The organism is Streptomyces sp. PH9007, assembly GCF_059813725.1.
Genome location: NZ_CM187440.1, coordinates 163,118 through 184,043 on the forward strand (window position 1 = coordinate 163,118; position 20,926 = coordinate 184,043).

The 20,926-nt window shown below is 73.2% G+C and carries 17 protein-coding genes; 10 read left to right on the top strand and 7 right to left on the bottom strand.

The window, feature by feature from the left end; all coding sequences use genetic code 11:
* Nucleotides 1–210: 210 nt before the first annotated feature.
* From ACTFAP_RS00710 to ACTFAP_RS00720, 3 genes are all read right to left on the bottom strand, one after another.
* Nucleotides 211–603, bottom strand: coding sequence for a roadblock/LC7 domain-containing protein (locus ACTFAP_RS00710; RefSeq protein ID WP_030738511.1), 393 nt, complete (start codon nt 601–603; stop codon nt 211–213).
* A gap of 201 nt (nt 604–804) precedes the next feature.
* Nucleotides 805–987 carry a tail-anchor membrane protein gene (locus ACTFAP_RS00715; protein ID WP_390115479.1) on the bottom strand — a complete coding sequence of 61 codons (183 nt, stop codon included), beginning with the start codon at nt 985–987 and terminating at the stop codon, nt 805–807.
* Between the two features lie 43 nt (nt 988–1,030).
* A complete protein-coding gene (locus ACTFAP_RS00720; RefSeq protein ID WP_495683075.1) occupies nt 1,031–2,149 on the bottom strand; it encodes a fatty acid desaturase in 1,119 nt (372 codons plus the stop codon).
* A gap of 138 nt (nt 2,150–2,287) precedes the next feature.
* On the opposite strand from ACTFAP_RS00720, the gene ACTFAP_RS00725 reads away from it, so the two are divergent.
* Both ACTFAP_RS00725 and ACTFAP_RS00730 read left to right on the top strand, forming a co-directional pair.
* Nucleotides 2,288–5,197: an SCO1167/SCO6262 family helicase gene (locus ACTFAP_RS00725; RefSeq protein WP_500467949.1), complete on the top strand. Its 2,910-nt coding sequence runs from the start codon at nt 2,288–2,290 to the stop codon at nt 5,195–5,197.
* Nucleotides 5,194–6,465 (top strand): SWIM zinc finger family protein, encoded by a 1,272-nt coding sequence (locus ACTFAP_RS00730; protein WP_500467950.1) that lies wholly within the window; start codon nt 5,194–5,196, stop codon nt 6,463–6,465. The genes ACTFAP_RS00725 and ACTFAP_RS00730 overlap by 4 nt, the downstream gene beginning before the upstream one ends.
* 59 nt (nt 6,466–6,524) lie before the next feature.
* Here the strand turns inward: ACTFAP_RS00730 and ACTFAP_RS00735 are convergent, their stop codons facing one another.
* Nucleotides 6,525–7,337 carry an SGNH/GDSL hydrolase family protein gene (locus ACTFAP_RS00735; RefSeq protein WP_390115473.1) on the bottom strand — a complete coding sequence of 271 codons (813 nt, stop codon included), beginning with the start codon at nt 7,335–7,337 and terminating at the stop codon, nt 6,525–6,527.
* A gap of 283 nt (nt 7,338–7,620) precedes the next feature.
* Here ACTFAP_RS00735 and ACTFAP_RS00740 point away from each other — a divergent pair, with 283 nt between their 5' ends.
* Nucleotides 7,621–10,584, top strand: coding sequence for a glycoside hydrolase family 2 TIM barrel-domain containing protein (locus ACTFAP_RS00740; protein ID WP_500467951.1), 2,964 nt, complete (start codon nt 7,621–7,623; stop codon nt 10,582–10,584).
* 81 nt (nt 10,585–10,665) lie between these two features.
* Here the strand turns inward: ACTFAP_RS00740 and ACTFAP_RS00745 are convergent, their stop codons facing one another.
* Both ACTFAP_RS00745 and ACTFAP_RS00750 read right to left on the bottom strand, forming a co-directional pair.
* A complete protein-coding gene (locus ACTFAP_RS00745) occupies nt 10,666–10,902 on the bottom strand; it encodes a DUF397 domain-containing protein (RefSeq protein ID WP_030726660.1) in 237 nt (78 codons plus the stop codon).
* A gap of 2 nt (nt 10,903–10,904) precedes the next feature.
* The gene (locus tag ACTFAP_RS00750) at nt 10,905–11,795 is read right to left on the bottom strand and encodes a Sco1979 family transcriptional regulator (RefSeq protein ID WP_046722633.1); all 891 of its coding nucleotides are present in this window, start codon (nt 11,793–11,795) and stop codon (nt 10,905–10,907) included.
* A gap of 112 nt (nt 11,796–11,907) precedes the next feature.
* Here ACTFAP_RS00750 and ACTFAP_RS00755 point away from each other — a divergent pair, with 112 nt between their 5' ends.
* A complete protein-coding gene (locus ACTFAP_RS00755) occupies nt 11,908–12,363 on the top strand; it encodes an ATP-binding protein (RefSeq protein WP_390115468.1) in 456 nt (151 codons plus the stop codon).
* 37 nt (nt 12,364–12,400) lie between these two features.
* On the top strand, nt 12,401–14,740 hold the full coding sequence (locus tag ACTFAP_RS00760) for a glycoside hydrolase family 95 protein (protein ID WP_500467952.1): 2,340 nt from the start codon (nt 12,401–12,403) through the stop codon (nt 14,738–14,740).
* On the opposite strand, the gene ACTFAP_RS00765 is transcribed toward ACTFAP_RS00760, so the two are convergent.
* Nucleotides 14,724–15,953 carry an MFS transporter gene (locus ACTFAP_RS00765; protein WP_495683080.1) on the bottom strand — a complete coding sequence of 410 codons (1,230 nt, stop codon included), beginning with the start codon at nt 15,951–15,953 and terminating at the stop codon, nt 14,724–14,726. The two genes, ACTFAP_RS00760 and ACTFAP_RS00765, sit on opposite strands and share 17 nt — an antisense overlap.
* 223 nt (nt 15,954–16,176) lie before the next feature.
* Between ACTFAP_RS00765 and ACTFAP_RS00770 the strand changes: the two genes are divergently transcribed.
* The 5 genes from ACTFAP_RS00770 to ACTFAP_RS00790 all read left to right on the top strand — a co-directional run bounded on the left by ACTFAP_RS00770 (nt 16,177) and on the right by ACTFAP_RS00790 (nt 20,902).
* A complete protein-coding gene (locus tag ACTFAP_RS00770; RefSeq protein ID WP_030726672.1) occupies nt 16,177–17,139 on the top strand; it encodes a TerC family protein in 963 nt (320 codons plus the stop codon).
* Nucleotides 17,140–17,242: 103 nt separating this feature from the next.
* Complete coding sequence (locus ACTFAP_RS00775) at nt 17,243–17,548, top strand: SGM_3592 family protein (RefSeq protein WP_046722635.1); 306 nt, start codon at nt 17,243–17,245, stop codon at nt 17,546–17,548.
* On the top strand, nt 17,545–18,750 hold the full coding sequence (locus ACTFAP_RS00780) for an ROK family transcriptional regulator (protein WP_500467953.1): 1,206 nt from the start codon (nt 17,545–17,547) through the stop codon (nt 18,748–18,750). The genes ACTFAP_RS00775 and ACTFAP_RS00780 overlap by 4 nt, the downstream gene beginning before the upstream one ends.
* 196 nt (nt 18,751–18,946) lie before the next feature.
* On the top strand, nt 18,947–19,735 hold the full coding sequence (locus ACTFAP_RS00785; RefSeq protein WP_451749411.1) for an alpha/beta fold hydrolase: 789 nt from the start codon (nt 18,947–18,949) through the stop codon (nt 19,733–19,735).
* A gap of 204 nt (nt 19,736–19,939) precedes the next feature.
* Nucleotides 19,940–20,902: a DMT family transporter gene (locus ACTFAP_RS00790; protein WP_451749409.1), complete on the top strand. Its 963-nt coding sequence runs from the start codon at nt 19,940–19,942 to the stop codon at nt 20,900–20,902.
* The last annotated feature ends 24 nt before the right edge of the window (nt 20,903–20,926 follow it).

Genomic DNA, 20,926 nt, shown 5'->3' on the forward strand with positions numbered 1-20,926 from the left:
GACCGGCCAGTACGGCCAGTACGGCCGGCAGCAGGCGCCGGCCCGTTGGCCCCGGTGGACATCGGGCTCTGCGTCGTCTCGGTGTGCTGGTGGGTGGGGCGGGGGGACATGGCGGCCTCTTCTCCTGAACTCCGATTACGCTGTGTAATCAGAGTAGGCCGCCCCCTCACCCACTGCAACAATCTGTGGTGATATCACTCCATGGAGTGACTAGGGCGTCTCGCGGGCCGGCAGGCCCATGTGTTCGCCCACCTTGTTCACCAGCAGCGTCATCTCGTACCCGACCTGCCCGATGTCCGCGTCCGAGCCCGCCAGCACACACAGACAACTGCCGTCACCGGCCGCCGTCACCAGCAGTACTCCGTCGTCGAATTCGATCATCGTCTGCCGTACGCCGCCGCTGCGGAAGTGCTCTCCCACTCCCTTGGCGAGGGAGTGCAACCCGGAGGCCACCGCCGCCAGATGTTCGGCGCTGTTGCGCTTCAGCCCTCTGCTCACCGACGTCACCAGTCCGTCGCTGGACAGCAGAAGGACATGCCGCACCCGCGGCAGGCGCTTGACCAGATCGTCCAGCATCCAGTCGAGTGTGGTGCTCAGTGCCATCCCCAGCTCCCCCTTCTCGTAAGGCGACTGCTGTGTCAGCCTTCCCCAGGAAGAGGCCGTCGGCAACCACCTGTTCTCAGCGCCATCCGGAAGGGACCGTACCGTTTCCGCTCCGCCGCCGCACGTGCGGGTGCCGCGGCGGGCACGCCATGAGGGATCTCACACCGTCACCGGCCGAAGGCGCCCGGTGGGCGCCCCGGTTCAGCGGCCCAGCTCCTTGCGCCCCACCCGGCGCACCCGGCGCCGCTGAGAAGGGTCCAGCAGCAGATACGCGCCCGCCGGCACCCCGAAGATCACCAGTGCCGCGATCCAGAAGCTGGTCATCCACCACAGCACGAGCCCCGCGGCGATCCCCGCGATCGCGACCTTCCCACCTGTCGACATCGTCCGATTCCTCTCCGCCGCGAGGGGCGGCGGTCGCCGCCCCTCAATTGAACGCACTCCCAGTGTCCCCCGTTCCGGCGGGAACGCGCCCCTCCCGCAACGGGGCACCCACCGCGTGCATGTGGCCCAGCGCCTGCCGGTAGGAGTCGAGCAGCCCCGTCTCCGTGTACCGCACGTCCGCCTCCCGGCAGTAGTGCCGCACCAGCGGGCGGGCCAGCCGCAGGTGCGGGCGGGCCATGCTCGGGAAGAGATGGTGCTCTATCTGGTAGTTGAGGCCGCCCATCAGCCAGTCGGTGACCAGGCCGCCCCGCACGTTGCGCGAGGTGAGGACCTGCCGCTTCAGATGCCCCCAGCGGTCCTCGGGACCCGGGATCTCCATGCCCTTGTGGTTGGGCGCGAAGACCGACCCCAGGTGCAGCCCGAACAGCGCGTGGTGGATCAGGGCGAACACCACCGCCTTCCCCGGGGAGAGCATGGTGCCGAGCAGCAGCACGTACCCGGTGATGTGGGCCGCCAGCAGCAGCCCTTCCAGCAGGCGCGGCCGCAGCCCCTGTCGCTCCCAGCCCGCCGACGACAGCACCATCTGGACACTGGAGACCTTCAGCGCGATCCCCTCCAGCAGCAGCAGCGGGAAGAACAGCCTCGCCTGGTTGCGCGTGAGCCAGCGGCCGAAGCCCTCCCGCTTCTCCGCCTGGTGGGCGGTCCACACCAGTACCCCGACCCCCACGTCCGGGTCCTTGTCGAGGTGGTTGGGGTTCGCGTGGTGCCGGTTGTGCTTGTCGTTCCACCAGGCCGAACTCATGCCCAGCAGCAGATTGCCGTGGATCAGCCCGATCACCCGGCCGGCGCGCCGCCCGGCGATCTGGGAGTGGCCGGCGTCGTGCCCGATGAACGCGGTGCGGGTGGAGAACAGGGCCAGCGGTATCGCCAGCAGCAGCGTCCACCAGGTGTCCCCCAGCCACACCATCGCCGCGATCACCGCGGCCAACGCCAGCGCGTTGACGGCGATGGAGGCCGCGTACCAGCCGCGCCGCCGCTCCAGCAGACCCTGACTCCTGATCTGCCGCAGCAGCGGCGCGAACTCGTCCCCGTGCGGCGCGGGGGCCACCGGCACGGACACGGGAAGGGGTACGGGCACGGCGGGGGCCGGGGCTTCGGGCATGGCAACTCCGGTACGGGCTGGTCGGATCGGTCGTGACGAACCTATGAACCGCCGGCGGCCCCCGGCCATGGCCGCAGCCCCCGAGCCATGGTGTACCCAGCCCCACCCCCCGGCGGGGGTTTCCACCCTCCGCCGGCTATGGGGTACCCTCGGCCGCTGCCCCGCCAGCTAGTCAACTTTGAGGAATGCATGAGCGCCGCCGTCTTTCTCCCGGCTGACCCACCGCGCGCCTCCGAGGTGGCCTTCTGGAACCCGGACGGCACGCCCCCCGAGCTGCCGGGACGTCTGCCCCCGTCCGTCACGGCCGAGCCCAGAGAGCTGACGGTGGCCCTCCCGGCCGCCGGGGACACCGTGACGGCGGTGACCGTACCCGCGCTGGTGCTGCCGGTGCGCGACGCGCTGCCGCTGCTCACCCGGGCCAGGTCGGGGTCCGCCACCGGCTCCGCCGCGTTCTGGGGCGCCGCCGCCGTCCTCGCCCTGCAACTCGCCGCCCGGGGACGGCTGCTGCCGGGGCTGAGCACGCAGGAGCACGACGCCTGGCGGCTCGGGCCGCTGGAGAGCTCCGACGCCGAGCGGCTGCGGGAGCTGGCCGACGCCATGCCGGTGCACGCCCACGCCGTACCGCTGCCCGGGCACGCGCCGGACGACCCGCCGCTGCTGCCCGCACCCCACTCCCTCCTGCGCGCCTTCCTCGACGCCGTCGCCGACACCCTGCCGCGCACCCCCGCCGCCGCGCTGGCCGCCGGCGGCCCGGCCTTCGCCGACCGTGCCGCCCGCCCCGAGCCCCGCCCCCGGCTGCGCGCCTGGGCCACCGAGGTCGCCGCGGGACAGGACGCCGGGGTACGGCTGTCCCTGCGCGTGGAGGCGCACCAGCCGGACCTCCCCGGCGGCCGGTTCCGGGCCGTGGCCCAGCTGCACAGCCGCACCGACCCCACCGTCGTCGCCGACGCCGCGCAGGTTTTCGCGGGCACCGCCCCCGCCGGTGCCTTCTCCCCCGCCGCCCGCACCGACGCACTGCTGACACTGCGCCGCGCGGCCGCCGCCTGGGACGCCCTCACCCCACTGCTGTCCGCCGCCGTCCCCGACGCCGTCGACCTCGCCGACGAGGAGATCGCCGAGCTGCTCGGCGCCCCGGTCAGCCGGGCGCTGGGCGCCGCCGGTGTCCAGGTGCACTGGCCCCGGGACCTGGTACGCACCCTCACCACCCACGCCGTCGTCGGCTCCGCGGACCACCCAGGGCCCGGTCCGGCACCCTCCCTGCTGTCCCCCGGCGCGCTCACCGCCTTCGACTGGCGCTTCGCCCTCGGCGACACCCCGCTGACCCGCGAGGAACTCGACCGGCTCGCCGAGTCCGGCCGTCCCCTGGTGCGGCTGCGCGACCAGTGGGTGCTGGTCGATCCGGAGGCGCTGCGCCGCGCCCGAGACCGCCCCGACCGCAAGCTGACCCCCGTGGAGGCGCTGCGCGCCGCGCTCACCGGACGGGTGGAGCGCGACGGCGGCGGAACGGAGGAGGCCGAGGACGGCGAGCCGATCGAGGTGCGGGCCATCGGCGCGCTGGAGGAACTGCGCCGCCAACTGGCCGACCCGCAGAGCCCGCTGCACCGGCCCGTGCCGCAGCCGCCCGCGCTCGCCGCCACCCTGCGCGACTACCAGGTGCGCGGTCTGGGCTGGCTGCACCGGCTCACCTCGCTGGGCCTGGGGGCGGTGCTCGCCGATGACATGGGGCTCGGCAAGACCATCACCCTCATCGCGCTCCATCTGCACCGGCACGGCACGGCGGAGCACGCGGGACCGACCCTGGTGGTGTGCCCGGCCTCGCTGCTGGGCAACTGGCAGCGGGAGATCGAGGCGTTCGCGCCCGGGACACCGGTGCGCCGCCACCACGGCGGCACCCGCGATCTGACCGGCCTGGCGGACGGCGAGTTCGTGCTCACCACCTACGGCACCATGCGGCTGGACGCCGCGGAGCTGGCCGCCGCGGCCGACTGGGGCCTGGTCGTCGCGGACGAGGCCCAGCACATCAAGAACCACGCCTCCGCCACCGCCAAGGCGCTGCGCACGCTCCCCGCGTCGGCGCGGATCGCGCTGACCGGCACCCCCGTGGAGAACAACCTCACCGAGCTGTGGGCCATCGTGGACTGGACCACGCCGGGCCTGCTGGGCCGTCTGACGGCCTTCCGTACCCGCTACGCCGACGCCGTGGAGTCCGGCGCCGATCCGGCCGCCGCCGAGCGACTGGCCGCCCTGGTACGCCCGTTCCTGCTGCGCCGCCGCAAGTCCGATCCCGGCATCGCGCCCGAGCTGCCGCCGAAGACCGAGACGGACCGGGCGGTCTCGCTCACCCCCGAACAGGCCGGGCTGTACGAGGCCGTGGTGCGCGAGACCCTTGCCGAGATCTCCGGCGCCCAGGGCGTCGCGCGGCGCGGCCTGATCGTCAAGCTGCTCACCTCCCTCAAGCAGATCTGCAACCACCCGGCGCAGTTCCTGAAGGAGGAGGACGCGCCCCGGCTGGCGGGCCGCTCCGGGAAGCTGGAGGCGTTCGACGAGCTGCTGGAGAACATCCTGGCCTCGGGCGCCCAGGTGCTGGTCTTCACCCAGTACGTCCGCATGGCACGGCTGCTGACGGAGCATCTGCGGGCCCGTGCGGTGCCCAGCGCCCTGCTGCACGGCGGGCTGCCGGTGGCCCGGCGCGAGGAGCTGGTACGGGACTTCCAGAGCGGTGCGGTGCCGGTGTTCCTGCTGTCGCTCAAGGCGGCCGGGACCGGTCTGAACCTCACCCGGGCCGAGCACGTCGTGCACTTCGACCGGTGGTGGAATCCGGCGGTCGAGGCGCAGGCGACGGACCGCGCGTACCGCATCGGGCAGGACCGCCCCGTCCAGGTGCACCGGCTGATCGCGGAGGGCACGGTCGAGGACCGGATCGCGGCGCTGCTGCGGCGCAAGCAGTCCCTCGCGGACGCGGTGCTCGGCGGCGCGGGCGAGGCCGCGCTGACCGAGCTGTCGGATGCCGAGCTGGCCGAACTGGTGACGCTGCGGAGGGTGTCATGACCTGGGACGAGGAAGCACAGCACGAGGAGGAGCGGGTGTTCGCCGCGCTGCCGCCGGCCCGTGGCCGGGGGTTCGCGAGCAGTTGGTGGGGGGTCAGCTGGCTGCGGGCGGTGGAGGACTCGGCGCTGGAGAGCGCGCGCATGGCGGACGGGCGGCGCACCGCGCGGGCCGGGGCGGTGGGCGCGGTGTCGGTACGGCCGGGGCGGCTGACCGCGGTGGTGCGCGACCGGGACGGGGTGGGATGGCGGGCCGATGTGACGCTGCGCCGGCTGACGGCGGACGAGTGGCGGCGGCTGCTGGCGGTGGTGGCGGGCGAGGCCGGGCACATCGCGGCGCTGCTGGACCAGGACATGCCCCCGGATCTGGTGGCGGACGCGGGCGCGGCCGGGGTGGACCTGCTGCCGGGGATCGGCGATCTGGAGCCGCGGTGCGAATGCGGGGAGTTCGACCACTGCGTGCACAGCGCGGCGCTGTGCTATCAGGCGGCCCGGCTGCTGGACGAGGATCCGTGGGTGCTGCTGCTGTTGCGCGGGCGCGGGGAGGAGGAACTGCTGCGGGAGCTGCGGGCGGCCTCGGCACCGGCCGGGGAGCCGGTGGCGCGCGAGCCCGCGGGGGTGCCGGCCGCCGAGCGGTACGCGGCGCGCGCGGTGCACGGCGATCCCGCGCTGCCGCCGCCCCCGCCACCGGTGGAGCGTGCGGGCACCCCGCCCGCGCTGGTGCCCTGCGACGTGCCGGGGGTGGACGCGGCGGCGCTGGAGTTCCTGGCCGCCGACGCGGCGGCCCGCGCCCGGGTGTTGCTGGCGCTGGCGCTGCGCCCCGGGCACGCCGGGCAGCCGGTGCCGCGGGAGGAGGGGGTGTGGCAGGACGCGGTGCGGCTGGCGGCGGCGGGACCGGCCGATCCGGTGGCGGCGCGGCTGGCACGCGGCTGCGGGCGTACGGCGCGGGAGTTGCGGCTGGCGGTACGGGCCTGGCGGGCGGGCGGCGGCGCGGGCCTCGCGGTGCTGGAGGATCCGCCGGGGCCGGCGCCGGTGGTGGCCGTGGAGCAGCTGGCGGCGGCGTGGGCGGACGACGCGGCGGCCCGGCCACGGCTGCGGGCGTCGGGCACGCACTGGACGGTGGTGGGCGAGGGCGCGCAGGTGCGGTACGGGGCGGACGGCCGGTGGTGGCCGTTCCGCAAGGAGGCGGGCCGCTGGGCGCCGGCCGGTGCGTCCGCCGCCGACCCGGCCGGGGCCCTGCTGACGGCCCGTGAGGCGGCGGAGCGGGGCTGAGCGCACCGGCGAGGCGCCCCCAGGGTCGGGGCGCCCCGCCGGTGCGTGCTGCCGGTGCCTCAGGCCAGGTTCTCCAGGACCGGGTAGTAGCCGCCGGACTGACCGGCCGCCGTGGGGTGGTAGGAGTCGCCGATCGGCCAGGTCACGCTGTGCAGCCAGGAGTCGGACGAGCAGATCTCATGACCGGAGAAGGCCGGGCGGACGTCGCCGTAGCCGAAGCCGTGATCCGCCGCCCGCTTGGCGGTGACCTCGCTCAGGTTGTCCGAGGCGCTGTTGATCGCGGCCCGTGCCTCCTCGCTGATGCCGACCGCGCAGGAGCCGTCGAGCTGGTACATGCGCGGGTAGCCGAGCACGACCACCTGGGCGTTGGGCGCCTTGGCCCGGATCGCGTCGTAGACCGTGTCCAGCTGCCCCGGGAGGGTGGTGGTGATGTACTCGTTGGCCGTGTTCACCGCGGCCACGCAGGCGCTGGTGCCGCTGAGCACGCAGGTCTGCATGGTGTCGGCGAAGCCCGCGTCGTTGCCGCCGATGCTGATGCTGACCAGGGTGGTGCTCGCGTTCAGCGGGCCGAGCTGGGTGTTGATGACGTCCGTCGTGCGGGCCCCCGAGCAGGCGGTGAAGTCGAAGGACGAGGGGGCGTTCGCGTTGGCCCACAGCTGCGGATAGGCGACGGTGGAGCGGCGGCAGTCACCGCTGGCGTCGTCGTAACTGCCGGCGCCGACACCGGAGGAGTACGAGTCCCCCAGGGCCACATAGGCGTCCGCCGCGGCGGCAGGGGTGTCCTGCGCGGACGCGGCGGCAGGGCCGAGGGCGGTGACGCAGAGGGCGAGGGCCGCGGTAGCGGCCACCTTCGCCATACGGCTCAACTTCATGGAGCCTCCCAAGGAAGGTCTGTGGGGGGTGGGTTGGCTGATCACTCCGCCTGCGCTGTACCCGGCGCAAGTCGCGTCCATGCCAATGGGATGAACGGCGCGTCAACGTCAACGACAAAAGGGGCACCGGAGTTGTGGCCGACGCGCACCTCTTGTCGGTTTTCCGACTTTCCCCAGGGGTTGTCGGAAGGGGGCTCGCGCTTTAGCGTGACCGAACAGCGCAGAACACATTTCAACATCACGGCGCGCGCGGCGGGCTCCGCCACGCCGCCCGAGGAGACGCATGCACACCCGGCCCAAGGACGATCCGCTCCCCTACTACGAGCAGCCCTCGCCCGGCAGCGGCACCCTCCCCGCCCGCGCCTGGTACACCGCCTCCGACGCCGCCCGCCTGAGCCTGAACGGCACCTGGGACTTCCGCCTCTCGCCCACCGCCGAGGGCGCGGACACCGCCTTCACCGCCGAGGACGCCGACCTCACCGCCGACGACTGGCACTCCGTCACCGTCCCCGGCCACTGGGTGCTCCAGGGCCACGGCGCGCCCGCCTACACCAACGTCAGCTACCCCTTCCCGGTGGACCCGCCGCGCGTCCCCACCGAGAACCCCACCGGCGACCACCGGCACGTCTTCGACCTGCCCGCCGACTGGCCGGCCGGCGGCGACACCGTTCTGCGCTTCGACGGCGTGGAGTCGTGCGCCCGGGTCTGGCTCAACGGCCGGGAGCTGGGTACCTTCCAGGGGAGCCGGCTCCCGCACGAGTTCGCCGTCGGTCACCTGCTGCGGCCCGCCGGCAACGTCCTGGCGGTCCGCGTCCACCAGTGGTCGGCGGGCAGCTACCTGGAGGACCAGGACATGTGGTGGCTGCCGGGCATCTTCCGGGACGTCACCCTGCTGCACCGCCCCGAGCAGGCACCCAACGACTTCTTCACGCACGCCGGATACGACCACACCACCGGCGAGGGCATCCTGCGTGTGGAGTGCGACCGGGCCGGCACCGTGACCGTGCCCGAACTGGGCATCGAGGTGCCCACCGGCGAAGAGGTACGGGTTCCGGTCGAGCCGTGGTCCGCCGAGCACCCCCGGCTGTACGCGGGTGAGCTGACCACCGTAGGCGAACGCATCCCGCTGCGGGTCGGCTTCCGCACCGTGGGCGTGCGCGACGGCCTCTTCAAGGCCAACGGCAGGCGGATCCTCTTCCGGGGCGTCAACCGGCACGAGTTCCACCCCGAGTCCGGCCGCGCCGTCGACGAGGCGACCATGCGCGCCGACATCGAGCTGATGAAGCGGCACAACATCAACGCGGTGCGCACCAGCCACTATCCGCCGCACCCCGCCTTCCTCGACCTGTGCGACGAACTGGGCCTGTGGGTGATCGACGAGGCCGACCTGGAGACGCACGGCTTCTGCTACTTCCCCGACTGGCGCGGCAACCCGGTCGCGGACGACCGCTTCGTCCCCGCCCTGGTCGACCGGGCCCGGCGGATGGTGGAGCGCGACAAGAACCACCCCTCGGTCGTCATCTGGTCGCTGGGCAACGAATGCGGGGCCGGGCACGGGCTGAGCGCGATGGCCTCCTGGATCCGCGAGCGCGACCCCTCGCGGGCCGTGCACTACGAGAACGACTCCACCTACCGCGACTCCGACTTCTTCTCCCGGATGTACGCCTCGCACGAGGAGGTGGAGCGGATCGGGCAGCGCGCCGAGGAGCCGCTGGCCGACCCGGAGCTGGAGGCGCACCGTGCCTCGCTGCCCTTCCTGCTGTGCGAGTACGCCCACGCGATGGGCAACGGCCCGGGCGGGCTCAGCGAGTACCAGCGGCTGTTCGAGACCTACGAGCGCTGCCAGGGCGGCTTCGTGTGGGAGTGGATCGACCACGGGCTGCCGAAGCGGACGGCGGACGGGCGCCCCTACTTCGGCTACGGCGGTGACTTCGGGGAGGAACTGCACGACGGCAACTTCGTGTGCGACGGGCTGCTGTTCCCGGACCGCACCCCCTCCCCCGGCCTCATCGAATACAAGAAGGTCATCGAACCGGTGCGGATCACCGGCGACTCCGCCGCCGGGACGATCACCGTCAGCAACGGCCACGACTTCCTCGGCCTGGCCCACCTCTCCTTCGCCTGGCGGTACGAGGTCGAGGGCGAGTCCATCGCCTCCGGCGCGCTGACCGTCCCGGAGCTGGGGCCCGGAGCGTCCGCCGATGTTCCGCTGCCCACGGCGCCCGGCACCGCGGCGGCCGGCGAGGGGTTCTGGACCGTCACCGCCGTGCTCGCGGCGGACACCACCTGGGCCCCGGCGGGGCACGAGGTGGCTTGGGGTCAGTTCCCCGACGCCGCGCGCCCCCGTACTACACCGAGCGCGGGCGCGTCCGCTGGCGCCGCGCGCCGGGAGGGCACCACCGTGGCGCTCGGTCCGGCCGTCTTCGACGCGGCGAGCGGCGAGCTGCGCTCGCTGTCCGGGCTGCCCCTCCACCAGGGCCCGCGGCTGGACGTCTGGCGTGCCCCGACCGACAACGACGAGGGCATGGAGTGGGTGGAGCAGACCCGCCTCGCCAAGCGCTGGCGCGATCTGGGACTGGACCGGATGCGTCACCGGGTGGACGCCGTGGAGCTCGCCGGGGACGGCACGTTCACCGTACGCACCCGCGTCGCCCCGGCCGCCGCCGAGGTCGCACTGGCCACGGTCTACCGCTGGAGCACGGGCGGGGAAGGGGAGCTGCGCCTGGAGGTCGAGGTGACCCCGCAGGGCGAGTGGCAGGTGCCGCTCCCCCGGCTGGGGCTGCGGCTGGGGCTGCCGGCCGGCCTCGGCCTCGCCCGCTGGTACGGCGGCGGGCCCGGCGAGGCGTACCCGGACACCCGGGCCGCCGCCCGGATCGGCCGCTGGGAGGCCACCGTCGACGCCCTGCACACGCCCTATGTGCGCCCGCAGGAGAACGGCGCCCGCGCCGATGTCCGCTGGGCCGAGTTGCGCGAGCTGCCCGGTACGGGGTCCGGCACCGCCGGGCTGCGGCTGACCGCGGGCGGGCAGCCGCTGTACTTCACCGCGCGCCGCTGGAGCACCCGGGAGCTGGAGGCGGCCACGCACACCCCGGATCTGACGCCCGGTGACACGGTGTGGGTGCATCTGGACGCCGGCCAGCACGGGATCGGCTCCCAGTCCTGCGGCCCGGGTCCGCTGCCGCGGTACCACCTGACGCCCGGGCCGACCGCCTTCTCGGTGATCCTCAGGGCGCTGGACGAGGGGTGACGGCGGCCCCGTAGCGGCGCAGGGGGCCGCGGCCACCGGGTGCTGGGGCCCGGTGGCCGCTCCCGGCCACCGGTAGGGGGATCACACCAGCAGGAAGTCGGCGTCCCCCGACTTCACTCCCTGGATGAAGTCGGCCATCTCATGGCCGGAGTAGATGAGTGCGGGGCCGTCCGGGTCGGTGGACTGACGCAGCGCCACCCGGCCGTCCCGCAGCCGCAGCGCCTCCACGCAGCTGCCACCGTTGCCACCGCTCCAGGGCTTCCGCCAGCCCTCGGTGGCCAGTTGGGTGGCCGGCATGCCGTTGTATATCCGATCCATGGTCAGATCTCCTTGCGAATACGACTGAGGATCACCTCAGTACGGTGCACCTGCGCGGCCTGTGCGCACATCCGGTCCAGCGCCTCCCGGAACAGTGAGACATCCTCGCGCTGGTCGAAGTACGCGGCGCCTATGAGGCTCTCCGCACAGGCGACGTCGGGCAGTTCGGGGATGGGGAACCGGAAGAGGTGGAAGGGGCCGTACATCGCGGGATGCGGTCCCGCGCTGAACGGCATGATCTGGAGCCGTACATGCGGTGCGGAGACGGCTTCGATCAGCCGGGAGATCTGTGCACGCATGACGTTGGGTCCGCCGAAGGGGCGGCGCAGCACGGTTTCGTCGATGACGACCCACAGCAGCGGCGGCTGCTTGCGCTGGAGCAGGTCCTGGCGGGCGAGCCGCAGCGCGACCAGCCGGTCGATCTCGCTGGCCGGTGCGTGCGGCATCCCGGAGCGCAGCACCGTGGCGGCGTAGGCCTCGGTCTGCAACAACCCTGGTACGTAGTGCGGTTCGTAGGCGCGGATCTGGTCGGCCTCGGCCTCCAGGGAGACGAAGGCACTGAACCATTCTGGCAGCACATCGCGATAGTGGTGCCACCATCCGGGACGATTTGCCTCGCGCGCGAGGTTGAGGAAGCCGTCGATCTCCTCGGTGGTGGTCACCCCGTAGATCCGCAGCAGCTTCTCCACGTACGGGACCTTGAGGCCGACCTGGGCCTTCTCCATCCGGCGGATGGTGGCGTGGGTGACGTCGAGGGCGGCGGCGGCCTCCTCGAAGGTGTAGCCCGCTTCTTCGCGCAGGTCCTGGAGCCTTCTGCCCAGTACCACGCGCAGGGCGGTCGGTGCCGCGCCCGGCGTTCCTGCCACTGCCCGCCCCCATCCGGCTGCTGTCATCGGAGAGCAGTGTGCCACGCGGCCCGGCAAGTACAACAGAGTGATATCAACGGTTCTGTAATTTGCAGGATGCCCCTTGCCGGATGCGACGGTCAACACTCAGAGTATGGGGGTGGCTTCCTCCTCACACGCTCAGCCCTTAGAGCGTTATGACACCTCCCTTCTCGGGAACGAGCGTCTGATCTTCCGGCTGCCCGCCGTGGACGCCTCCGTCGGCGAGGCCAGGCGCCGGGTCCGGGCCCAGCTCACCGAGTGGCGGTCCCCGGTGGAGTTGACGGACAACGCGCAGTTGATCGTCTCGGAGCTGGTGACCAACGCCCTGCGGCACACCGGCAGCCGGTCGGTGGGCTGCGAGGTGCGGATACTGGGATCGCTGCTGCGGATCGCCGTCTCCAGCGCGGGCGCGGGTCCGGCCGGGATGCCCACGGCGGCCGCCATGGAGGACGAGGGCGGCCGGGGACTGCTGCTGGTGTGCACGCTCGCCGAGGTCTGGGGGGTACGGCCCCGGGACGCGGGCGGCGGGCACGTAGTCTGGGCCGACCTGGCGATCGGCCCGGCCGCACGCTGAGCGGTGCCCACCCGCCCCGGCCGGCTCACCTCCCGGCGTGCGTACCGCACTTACCGAGAGGTTCGGCATGCAGCGCAGTGGCTCCCCGTACGTGTTGTGGTATCCGCGTCCCGCCGATGAGTGGCTGCGGGCGCTGCCGGTCGGCAACGGCCGGCTCGGCGCGATGGTGTACGGCGGCACGGACACCGAGGAGTTGCAGCTCAGCGAGGACACGGTGTGGGCGGGCGGCCCGCACGCATACGACAACCCGGGGGCGGCCGCCGCGCTGCCCGAGGCGCGGCGGCTGGTCTTCGCGGGCGAGTGGGAGGCGGCCCACCGGTTGCTGGAGGCCGAGGTGATGGGCGTTCCGGTCCGGCAGATGCCGTATCAGACGGTGGGCAGTCTGCGGCTGGCCCTGGACGGCGGCGACGCGCCGGTGAGCGGCTACCGCCGGGAGCTGGACCTGTCCCGCGCCGTGCACACCGTGGAGTTCGTCCGGGAGGGGATACGGCACCGGCGCGAGCTGTTCGCCACCGCCGCCGACCAGGTGATCGCGGTGCGGCTGAGTGCGGACGCGCCCGGCGCGGTGGGTTTCACCGCCTCCTTCGACAGCCCGATGGAGACCACCGCCCTGTCCCCGGACGGTGCCACCATCGCCCTGGACGGCCGGGGCGGCGACTGGGACGGTGTGGCGGGCCGGGTGCGGTACCGGGCGCTGGTGCGGGCCCTGGCCACGGGCGGCGAGGTCTCCTCGGCGGACGGGGTCCTGCGCGTCTCCGGTGCCGACGCGGTGACGCTGCTGGTCTCGGCGGGCACCAACCACGTCGACTGGCAGGACCTCGGCGCCGATCCGGCGGAGCGCGCGCTGCGCGATCTGACCGAGGCGGCGAAGCGGCCCTACGAGGAGCTGCTGGCGCGTCATGTGGCCGATCACGGGGCCCTGTTCGACCGTACGGTGCTGGAGATCCCGGCCACCGGGGCGGCCTCGCTGCCCACCGATGAGCGGGTCGCGGCCTTCGGGGACGGCAGCGCCGACCCGCAACTGGCGGCGCTCTACTTCCACTACGGCCGCTATCTGCTGATCGCCGCCTCCCGGGCGGGCACCCAGCCGGCGAACCTCCAGGGGCTGTGGAACGACCTGACCGATCCGCCGTGGGGATCGAAGTACACCATCAACATCAACACCGAGATGAACTACTGGCCGGCCGGCCCGGCGAACCTCCTGGAGTGCTGGGAGCCGCTGTTCGCCCTGCTGCACGACCTGCGGGACTCCGGTGCGCGCAGCGCCCGGCAGATGTACGGGGCCCAGGGCTGGGTCGCGCACCACAACACGGATCTGTGGCGGGGCACCGCGCCGGTGGACGGGGCGACCTGGGGGATGTGGCCCACCGGCGGGGCCTGGCTGGCGCTGGCGGTGTGGGAGCGTTACCGGTTCACCGGGGACGCCGAGCGGCTGCGCGCCGACTACCCGGTGCTGGCGGAAGGCGCGCGGTTCTTCCTGGACGCCCTGGTGGAGGATCCCGGTACCGGCCATCTGGTGACCTGTCCCTCCATCTCTCCGGAGAATCCGCACCACGAGGGCGAGGGCGGCACGCTGTGCGCGGGGCCGACCATGGACGGGCAGATCGTGCGGGATCTGTTCGCCGCGGTGGACGGGGCCGCCGGGGTGCTGGAGGTGGACGGGGAGCTGCGTACCGAGGTGCGGGCCGCCGCCGACCGGCTGCCACCGATGCGGGTCGGCGCCCAGGGGCAGTTGCAGGAGTGGCAGCAGGACTGGGACGCGCGGGCCCCCGAGCAGGGCCACCGGCACATCTCGCACCTGTACGGGCTGCATCCGGGGGCGCAGATCACCCGGCGCACCCCCGAGCTGTTCGACGCGGCCCGGGTGACGCTGGAGCAGCGCGGGGACGCGGGGACCGGCTGGTCGCTGGGCTGGAAGATCAACTTCTGGGCGCGGCTGGGGGCGGGCGACCGTTCGTACAAGCTGCTGACCGACCAGCTGACGCCGGAGCGGACCGCGCCGAACCTCTTCGATCTCCATCCGCCGTTCCAGATCGACGGCAATTTCGGGGCCACGGCCGGGATCACCGAGTGGCTGGTGCAGAGCCACGGCACCGAGATCGAGCTGCTGCCCGCGCTGCCCGGGGCGCTGCCGGAGGGCCGGGTGCGGGGGTTGCTGGCGCGCGGCGGTTTCGAGGTGGCGCTGTCCTGGTCGGGTGGTGCCCTGGCCGGGGCGCGGATCGGTTCGCGGGCCGGTACGACGGCCCGGATCCGTACGGCGGTGCCGGTGACGGTCACGCGGGACGGTGCCGAGGTGACGGCCCGGCGCGACGCGGACGGGGTGACGGAGTTCGGGACGCGGGCCGGGGAGGTCTATCTGCTCACGCCGCGCGGGTGAGCCGGGCGGTGGCCATGGCGCGCAGGGTGCGGGCGCCCGACAGTCCCATGGCCACCGCGAGCACGCCGAAGCCCAGGGCCAGCGCGTACGCCCAGCGCGGCCCGTGGTGTTCGATGACCAGGCCGGTCAGCCCGACGCCGGTGGCCCGGCCGACGCCGACGGCCGTGGACAGCCAGGTGAGGCCCTCGGTGATCATGTGGGAGGGCACCCCCTCGCGGACCAGGCTGTAGCCGGCGATGATCGCGGGCGCGGTGAGGATGCCGGCGAACAGCGAGATCGCCCACAGGGCCGGGACGCCGGGCATGGCCCACAACGGGGCCATGCCCGCCACCACGGAGGCGATGGCGAGCAGGAACAGCCGGTCCAGCGGCAGCGACCAGTCACGGGCGCCGTACCACAGGCCGCCGATCGCGCTGCCGACGGCGTAGGTGCCCAGCACGGCGCCGGTCATCCAGGTCTCGCCGTACCGGTCGACGAAGGCGATGGTGGCGAGTTCGAAGGCGGCGAACATGGCCCCGGTGAAGAGGTAGACCGCGCACATCCAGGGCATGCCGGGGGCGGTGATGGCCCGGGCGCGGACTTTCTGCACCGGGGCGACCGGCGGCTCGGTGCCGCGCTGCTGGGCCAGCAGCAGGCAGCCGGTCACCCCGGTCAGCGCGGCGGCAGCGACCCCGGCGGCCGGGTGGACGAGCACGGCGAAGGCGACGAGCAGCGGGCCGACGGCCCAGATCAGCTCGTCGGCGACGGACTCGAAGGAGAAGGCGGATTTCAGCAGCCTGCCGCCCTCGTCCCGCTCGGCCAGATGGCTCCAGCGGGCGCGGACCAGCGCTCCCAGCGGGGGCATGAAGGCGCCGAAGGCCGCCCCTGAGGCACACAGCAGCCACACCGGGGCGTCCAGTTGCGCGGCGAGCAGGAAGAGCGCGGCGGCGGTGCCGAAGGCGGCGGCCAGGGGGCGCAGCACGCGGCGCTGGCCGAAGCGGTCGATGAGGTAGCCCAGCTGCGGGACGATCAGCGCGTAGCACAGGGCACCGCCCGCGGAGGCCAGGCCCGCCGTGGCGTAGCTGTCGGTGATCGCGGTGATCAGGAAAACGGTGCCGAGCGAGAGCATCGCCGTGGGCATCCGGCCGATGAAGCCCGCCGCTATGAACTGCTTGGCGCCCGGTACCCGGAAGATCTCACCGTAGCTCCGCAGCCCCGCGGCAGTTTGTCCCATGATCCGCATCATCCCGGTCATTCCGGGGGCGCGCACCCGCTTTTCGCCGATGGCGGAGTACCGGCCTCGGCCGCTTGGATGAACGGCGGTGAACGGTTGGGGAAACAGCGGGGGCCGGATGTGTGCGTGATGAGTACCGGATGCGCGTGAATACGGGGGCATCAGGGGTCTTGGGGCCGCGTCGGGCAGGATAGGACGGGACAACGGATATACCGGAGGATCAGTGGACGTCTCGTTGCCCATGTGGGTGCTCACCATCGTGGTGCTGTGCGCCTTCATCGCTGTCGACTTCTTCTTCGGGCGCAAGCCCCATGAGGTCTCGCTCAAAGAAGCGGGAACCTGGACCGTCATCTGGATACTTCTGGCCGTGCTGTTCGGCATCGGCATCGCGGTGTTCGGGGGCGGCCAGGCGTCCGGTGAATTCTTCGCCGGCTACGTCACCGAGAAGTCGTTGAGTGTGGACAATCTGTTCGTCTTCGTGCTGATCATGGCGAAGTTCTCGGTGCCGCCCCAGTACCAGTCGCGGGTCCTGCTGGTCGGTGTGCTGATCGCCCTGGTGCTGCGGGCGATCTTCATCGCCGCCGGCGCGGCGCTCATCTCCACCTTCTCGTGGGTCTTCTACATCTTCGGCGCCTTCCTCATCTGGACCGCCTGGAAGCTGATCAAGGACGCGCGCAGCGACGAGGAGGAGGACTTCGAGGAGAACCGCTTCATGAAGGCGGTCGAGCGGCGCTTCCCGGCCACCGACGAGTACCACGGCACCAAACTGACGATCGTGGAGAACGGCAAGCGCCTGATCACCCCGATGCTGATCGTGATGCTGGCGATCGGCAGCACCGACGTGCTGTTCGCGCTGGACTCGATCCCGGCGATCTTCGGGCTCACCCAGGACCCGTACATCGTCTTCACCGCCAACGCCTTCGCCCTCATGGGGCTGCGGCAGCTGTACTTCCTCATCGGCGGGCTGCTGAAGAAGCTGGTCCACCTGTCCTACGGGCTGTCCATCATCCTGGGCTTCATCGGCGTCAAGCTGGTGCTGCACGCGCTGCACGAGAGCGGCGTGCACGTGCCGGAGATCGGTATCCCGCTCTCGCTCACCGTGATCGGCGGTGTGCTGGTCATCACCACCATCACCTCGCTGTACGCCACCAGGAAGACCCGGGAGGGCTCGAAGACCGGTTCCTGAGGTCTTCGGTAGGGTGCGTGCGGGCAGGAACACGACAGGGAGATGGAACGTTTACTCCTTGGGTGTGACGTCCGCACGCAGTCGGCGGGACGGGAGGCGGGTCATGGGGACGGGGCCGAAGAGCCGGGACGAGCGGGGTGGCGAGGACGAGCCCGAGCCCGGTGACAGCTGGGACGACGTGGTGCTGGACGAGAACTTCGTCCGCGGCGCGGAGGTGTCCGAGCCGACCGCGCGCACCAGGATGCTGACGGAGCGCTGGAAGAACGAGGCTCCGGATCCGCAGCCGTGGCGCTCGGACGAGCCGCCGGCGGGCTGGATCTTCAGCTCGTCCCGGCGGCGGCAGCGGGCGCAGCGGCCGCGCAAGCGGCGCTGGTTCCGTCGCAAGAACAAGGGCGACGAGCAGGAGTGAGCGCGGCGGGCGGCCGGGGGGCGCAGCATGCCTCCCGGCTCATCCGTACCGCCAACCGTTACCGGGTGCTGCGGCAGGTACTGGCCGACGGCCCCGTCTCACGGCCCGCGCTGGCCGCCGCCACCGGGCTCAGCCAGGCGACGGTGGCCACGGTCACCGGGGAGCTGCACCGGCGGGGTCTGGTGCGGGTGGCCGGTTTCGAGGACTCGGCAGCGGGCCGGCCGGCCGCGCTGCTGGCCGTGGATCCGGCCGGCGGCGCGCTGATCGGGGTCGATGTGGCCGAGACCTATGTGCACGCCGAGCTGTTCGATCTCACGCTGCGGGTGCTGGCCACCGCGCGGCTGCCGCTGGCGCCCGGTGAGGACGGCCCGGAGCTGGTGGCGGAGCGGACGGCCGAGGCCGTCTCCCGGGTGCGGGAGCGCGGCGCCCTGCCCGGGGTGCCGGTGCTGGGCGTGGGCGTCACCATGCCGGGCATGGTGGACCGGGAGGGCGGCGTCTCGGTCTTCGCCGCGAACTGGGACTGGCACGGGGTTCCGCTGCTCGGGCTGCTGGCCCGCCACATCCCGTACCGCCTGTATCTGGACAATCCGCTGCGGGCCACCACGGTGGCAGAGCTGTGGTTCGGGGCGGCGCGCGGGCGGCAGGACGCGGTGGTGGTGAACCTGGGCACCGGGGTGGGGGCCGGGCTGGCGCTGGGCGGGTCGGTGCACCGGGGGGTCTCCAACAGCGCCGGGGAGTGGGGGCACACCACGCTCGTGCACGGCGGCCGGCCGTGCCGCTGCGGGCGGCACGGGTGTGTGGAGAGCTATGTGGGGGCGCCGGGGATCATCCGGACGCTGACGGAAGTGGCCCCCAGGAGCGCGCTGCTGCGGCCGGGGGACCAGATGGGCACGATCGCGGCGCTGGCGGCCGGCTCCGCGGCCGGGGATCCGGTGGCGCGGCGGGTGCTGGAGGTGTGCGCAGACCAGCTGGGGGCGGCGGTCGCCGACCTGGTGAATCTGCTCAACCCCGAGGTGGTGGTGCTCAGCAGCTGGGTGGCGCGGGAGTGGGGGGCGCCGCTGCTGGAGGCGGTACGGGAAGCGGTCGGCCGGTACGCTCTGGGCCGTCCGGCGGCGAGCGCCGAGATCGTGCTCTCGCCGGTCGAGGGCGATCCGGTGAGTCTGGGGGCGGCGACCTTCGCGCTGGAGGGCGCGTTGGCGTAGCGGCGGGGAGCGCGGCGCGAACGTGCGCGGGTCGCGGACGCCGATGCGGCGGATTTTCACCCCGGTTCCTGCCTGGGCGGGGTTGCCGTGGCCCGCTCGTGTTCTCCCGCCCGGGGGCCGGCGACCGGGGCGTCGCTATGCTGCCCGCGCCGGGCCGGGCGTTGGGCGACCACGGGGGTGTGCGATGACATGGTGGATGACGGATTCCGGGGAGCTCCCCGGTGGCGCGGGCGCGGCGCCGTTGCTGTTGGTGCACGGCTGGGGCAGTGACGGTGAGGACTGGGCCCCGCATCTGCCGGCACTGACCGCCCGGTACCGGGTGCTGGTGCCCGATCTGCCGGGCCACGGGCGTACCCCGGCGGCCGGGTTCGCACTGTCGCCGCTCGCCGTCGCCCACCGGCTGGCCGCCGAGCTGCGCCGCAGGCGTACGGGCCCCGTGGTGGCCGTCGGGCACTCGATGGGCGGGCAGGTGGTGACCGCGCTGGCCGTGGAGCATCCCGAGCTGGTGCGCTCGGTGGTGACCCTCGCCACCGCCTACGGCGGCGATCCGGCGCGGGCGGGCCGGCTGCCGGGCGAGCAGGAGGCGTTGCGCCGTGAGGGTGTCGCGTGGGCGCTGCGCTTCGTCCGCGGGGCTTTCACCGACGCGACGCCGACGTGGGTGCGGGTCCGTCACGAGCGGCTGATGGCGGCGATGGATCCGGCGGTGCTGCTGGCGTACCGCGAGGCGATGTATCTGGCGCCCGGCGCGTTCGGGCTGCGGCCGGCCGCCGAGGGGTATCTGGCGCGGCGGTGCTGCCCGGCCCTGGGGCTGCACACCGGGCGGCCGGCGGCGCGCTGGGAGGAGACGACGTTCAACCATCCGCTCTCGCGGGCGGTGCTGTGGGAGGGCGTCGGGCACTACCTGCACGAGGAGCGCCCCGCGGAACTGGTGGAGCTGCTGATCGGCTGGTGCGGGCACCCCGGCGCCGGGGTGCCGGAGGGGTGAACCGATCCCCTATTCTTACGCTCATGCGATCGACCTACTGGCACGCCGTCACTCCGCCGCCGTCCGCCCGCTGAGGGCCCACGGCACGGCGCATCCCCGCGTGACCGGCCCGCCCGGACCCTGATCCGGGCCGGAGCCTTCGTTCCGTGTGTCCTCACTCCGCATCCCCGACCGGATCCCGACGGAGCAGGACGCACTCACCTCATGTCTTCGACCGCATCATCCCCCTCACCTTCCTCCCCGGCACCGGGCTCCCCCGCCGTACCGGGCGACCCGCACACCTCCGGGGGCCCGACGAGTGGCGGGCCGCTGCTGATCCTGGCCGCCGCCGCCCTGTGGGGCACCACCGGCACCGTGGCCTCCTTCGCACCCGCCGGTGCCTGTCCCCTGGCCATCGGCGCCGGCACCATGGGCATCGGCGGGCTGCTGACCCTCGCCCTGGCCGGCCGCTCGGCCCTCGCGGTGCTGCGCTCCGGGCCCCAGGTACTGCGCCGTGCGCTGCTGGGCGCCCTCGGCGTAGTGATCTACCCGCTGGCCTTCTACACCTCGATGGCCTGGGCCGGAGTCGCGGTGGGCACGGTGGTCTCCCTCGGCTGCGCCCCCGTCTTCGCCGCCCTCCTCGAACGGGTGCTGGACGGCGCCGTACTGACCCGCCGCTGGGCGGCGGCGGCCGGGGCGGCGGCCGGCGGCTGTGCCCTCCTGGTGGTGGCCGGCGGTCACAGCCACTCCGACGCGGCGCGGGTGCCGGCCGGGGTGGCGCTCGGGCTGCTGGCGGGCGCCGCGTACGCCGGGTACGCCTACTACGCCGGGCGCCTCATCCGGCACGGCCACTCCTCACGCGCCGCGATGGGCGCGCTCTTCGGGCTGGGCGCCGTACTGCTGGTGCCGCTGTTCGCGCTGACCGGCGGGGAGTTGCTGGCATCGGGCCGGGGACTCGCCGTCGTCGGCTATCTCGCGGTGATCCCGATGTGCCTGGCCTATCTGCTCTTCGGCGCGGGCCTGGTACGGGTCCGGGCCAGTGCCGCGACCGTACTCACGCTGTTCGAGCCCGTGGTGGCCGCCGCGCTCGGCGTGGCCGTGGTCGGTGAACGGCTCGGTCTGTGGGGCTGGGGCGGGGTGGCGCTGGTGGTCGCCGGGCTGCTGGTGCTCACCGTACGGCGCCGCTGAGTTCGCGAAGGCGCTGCTCCTTCC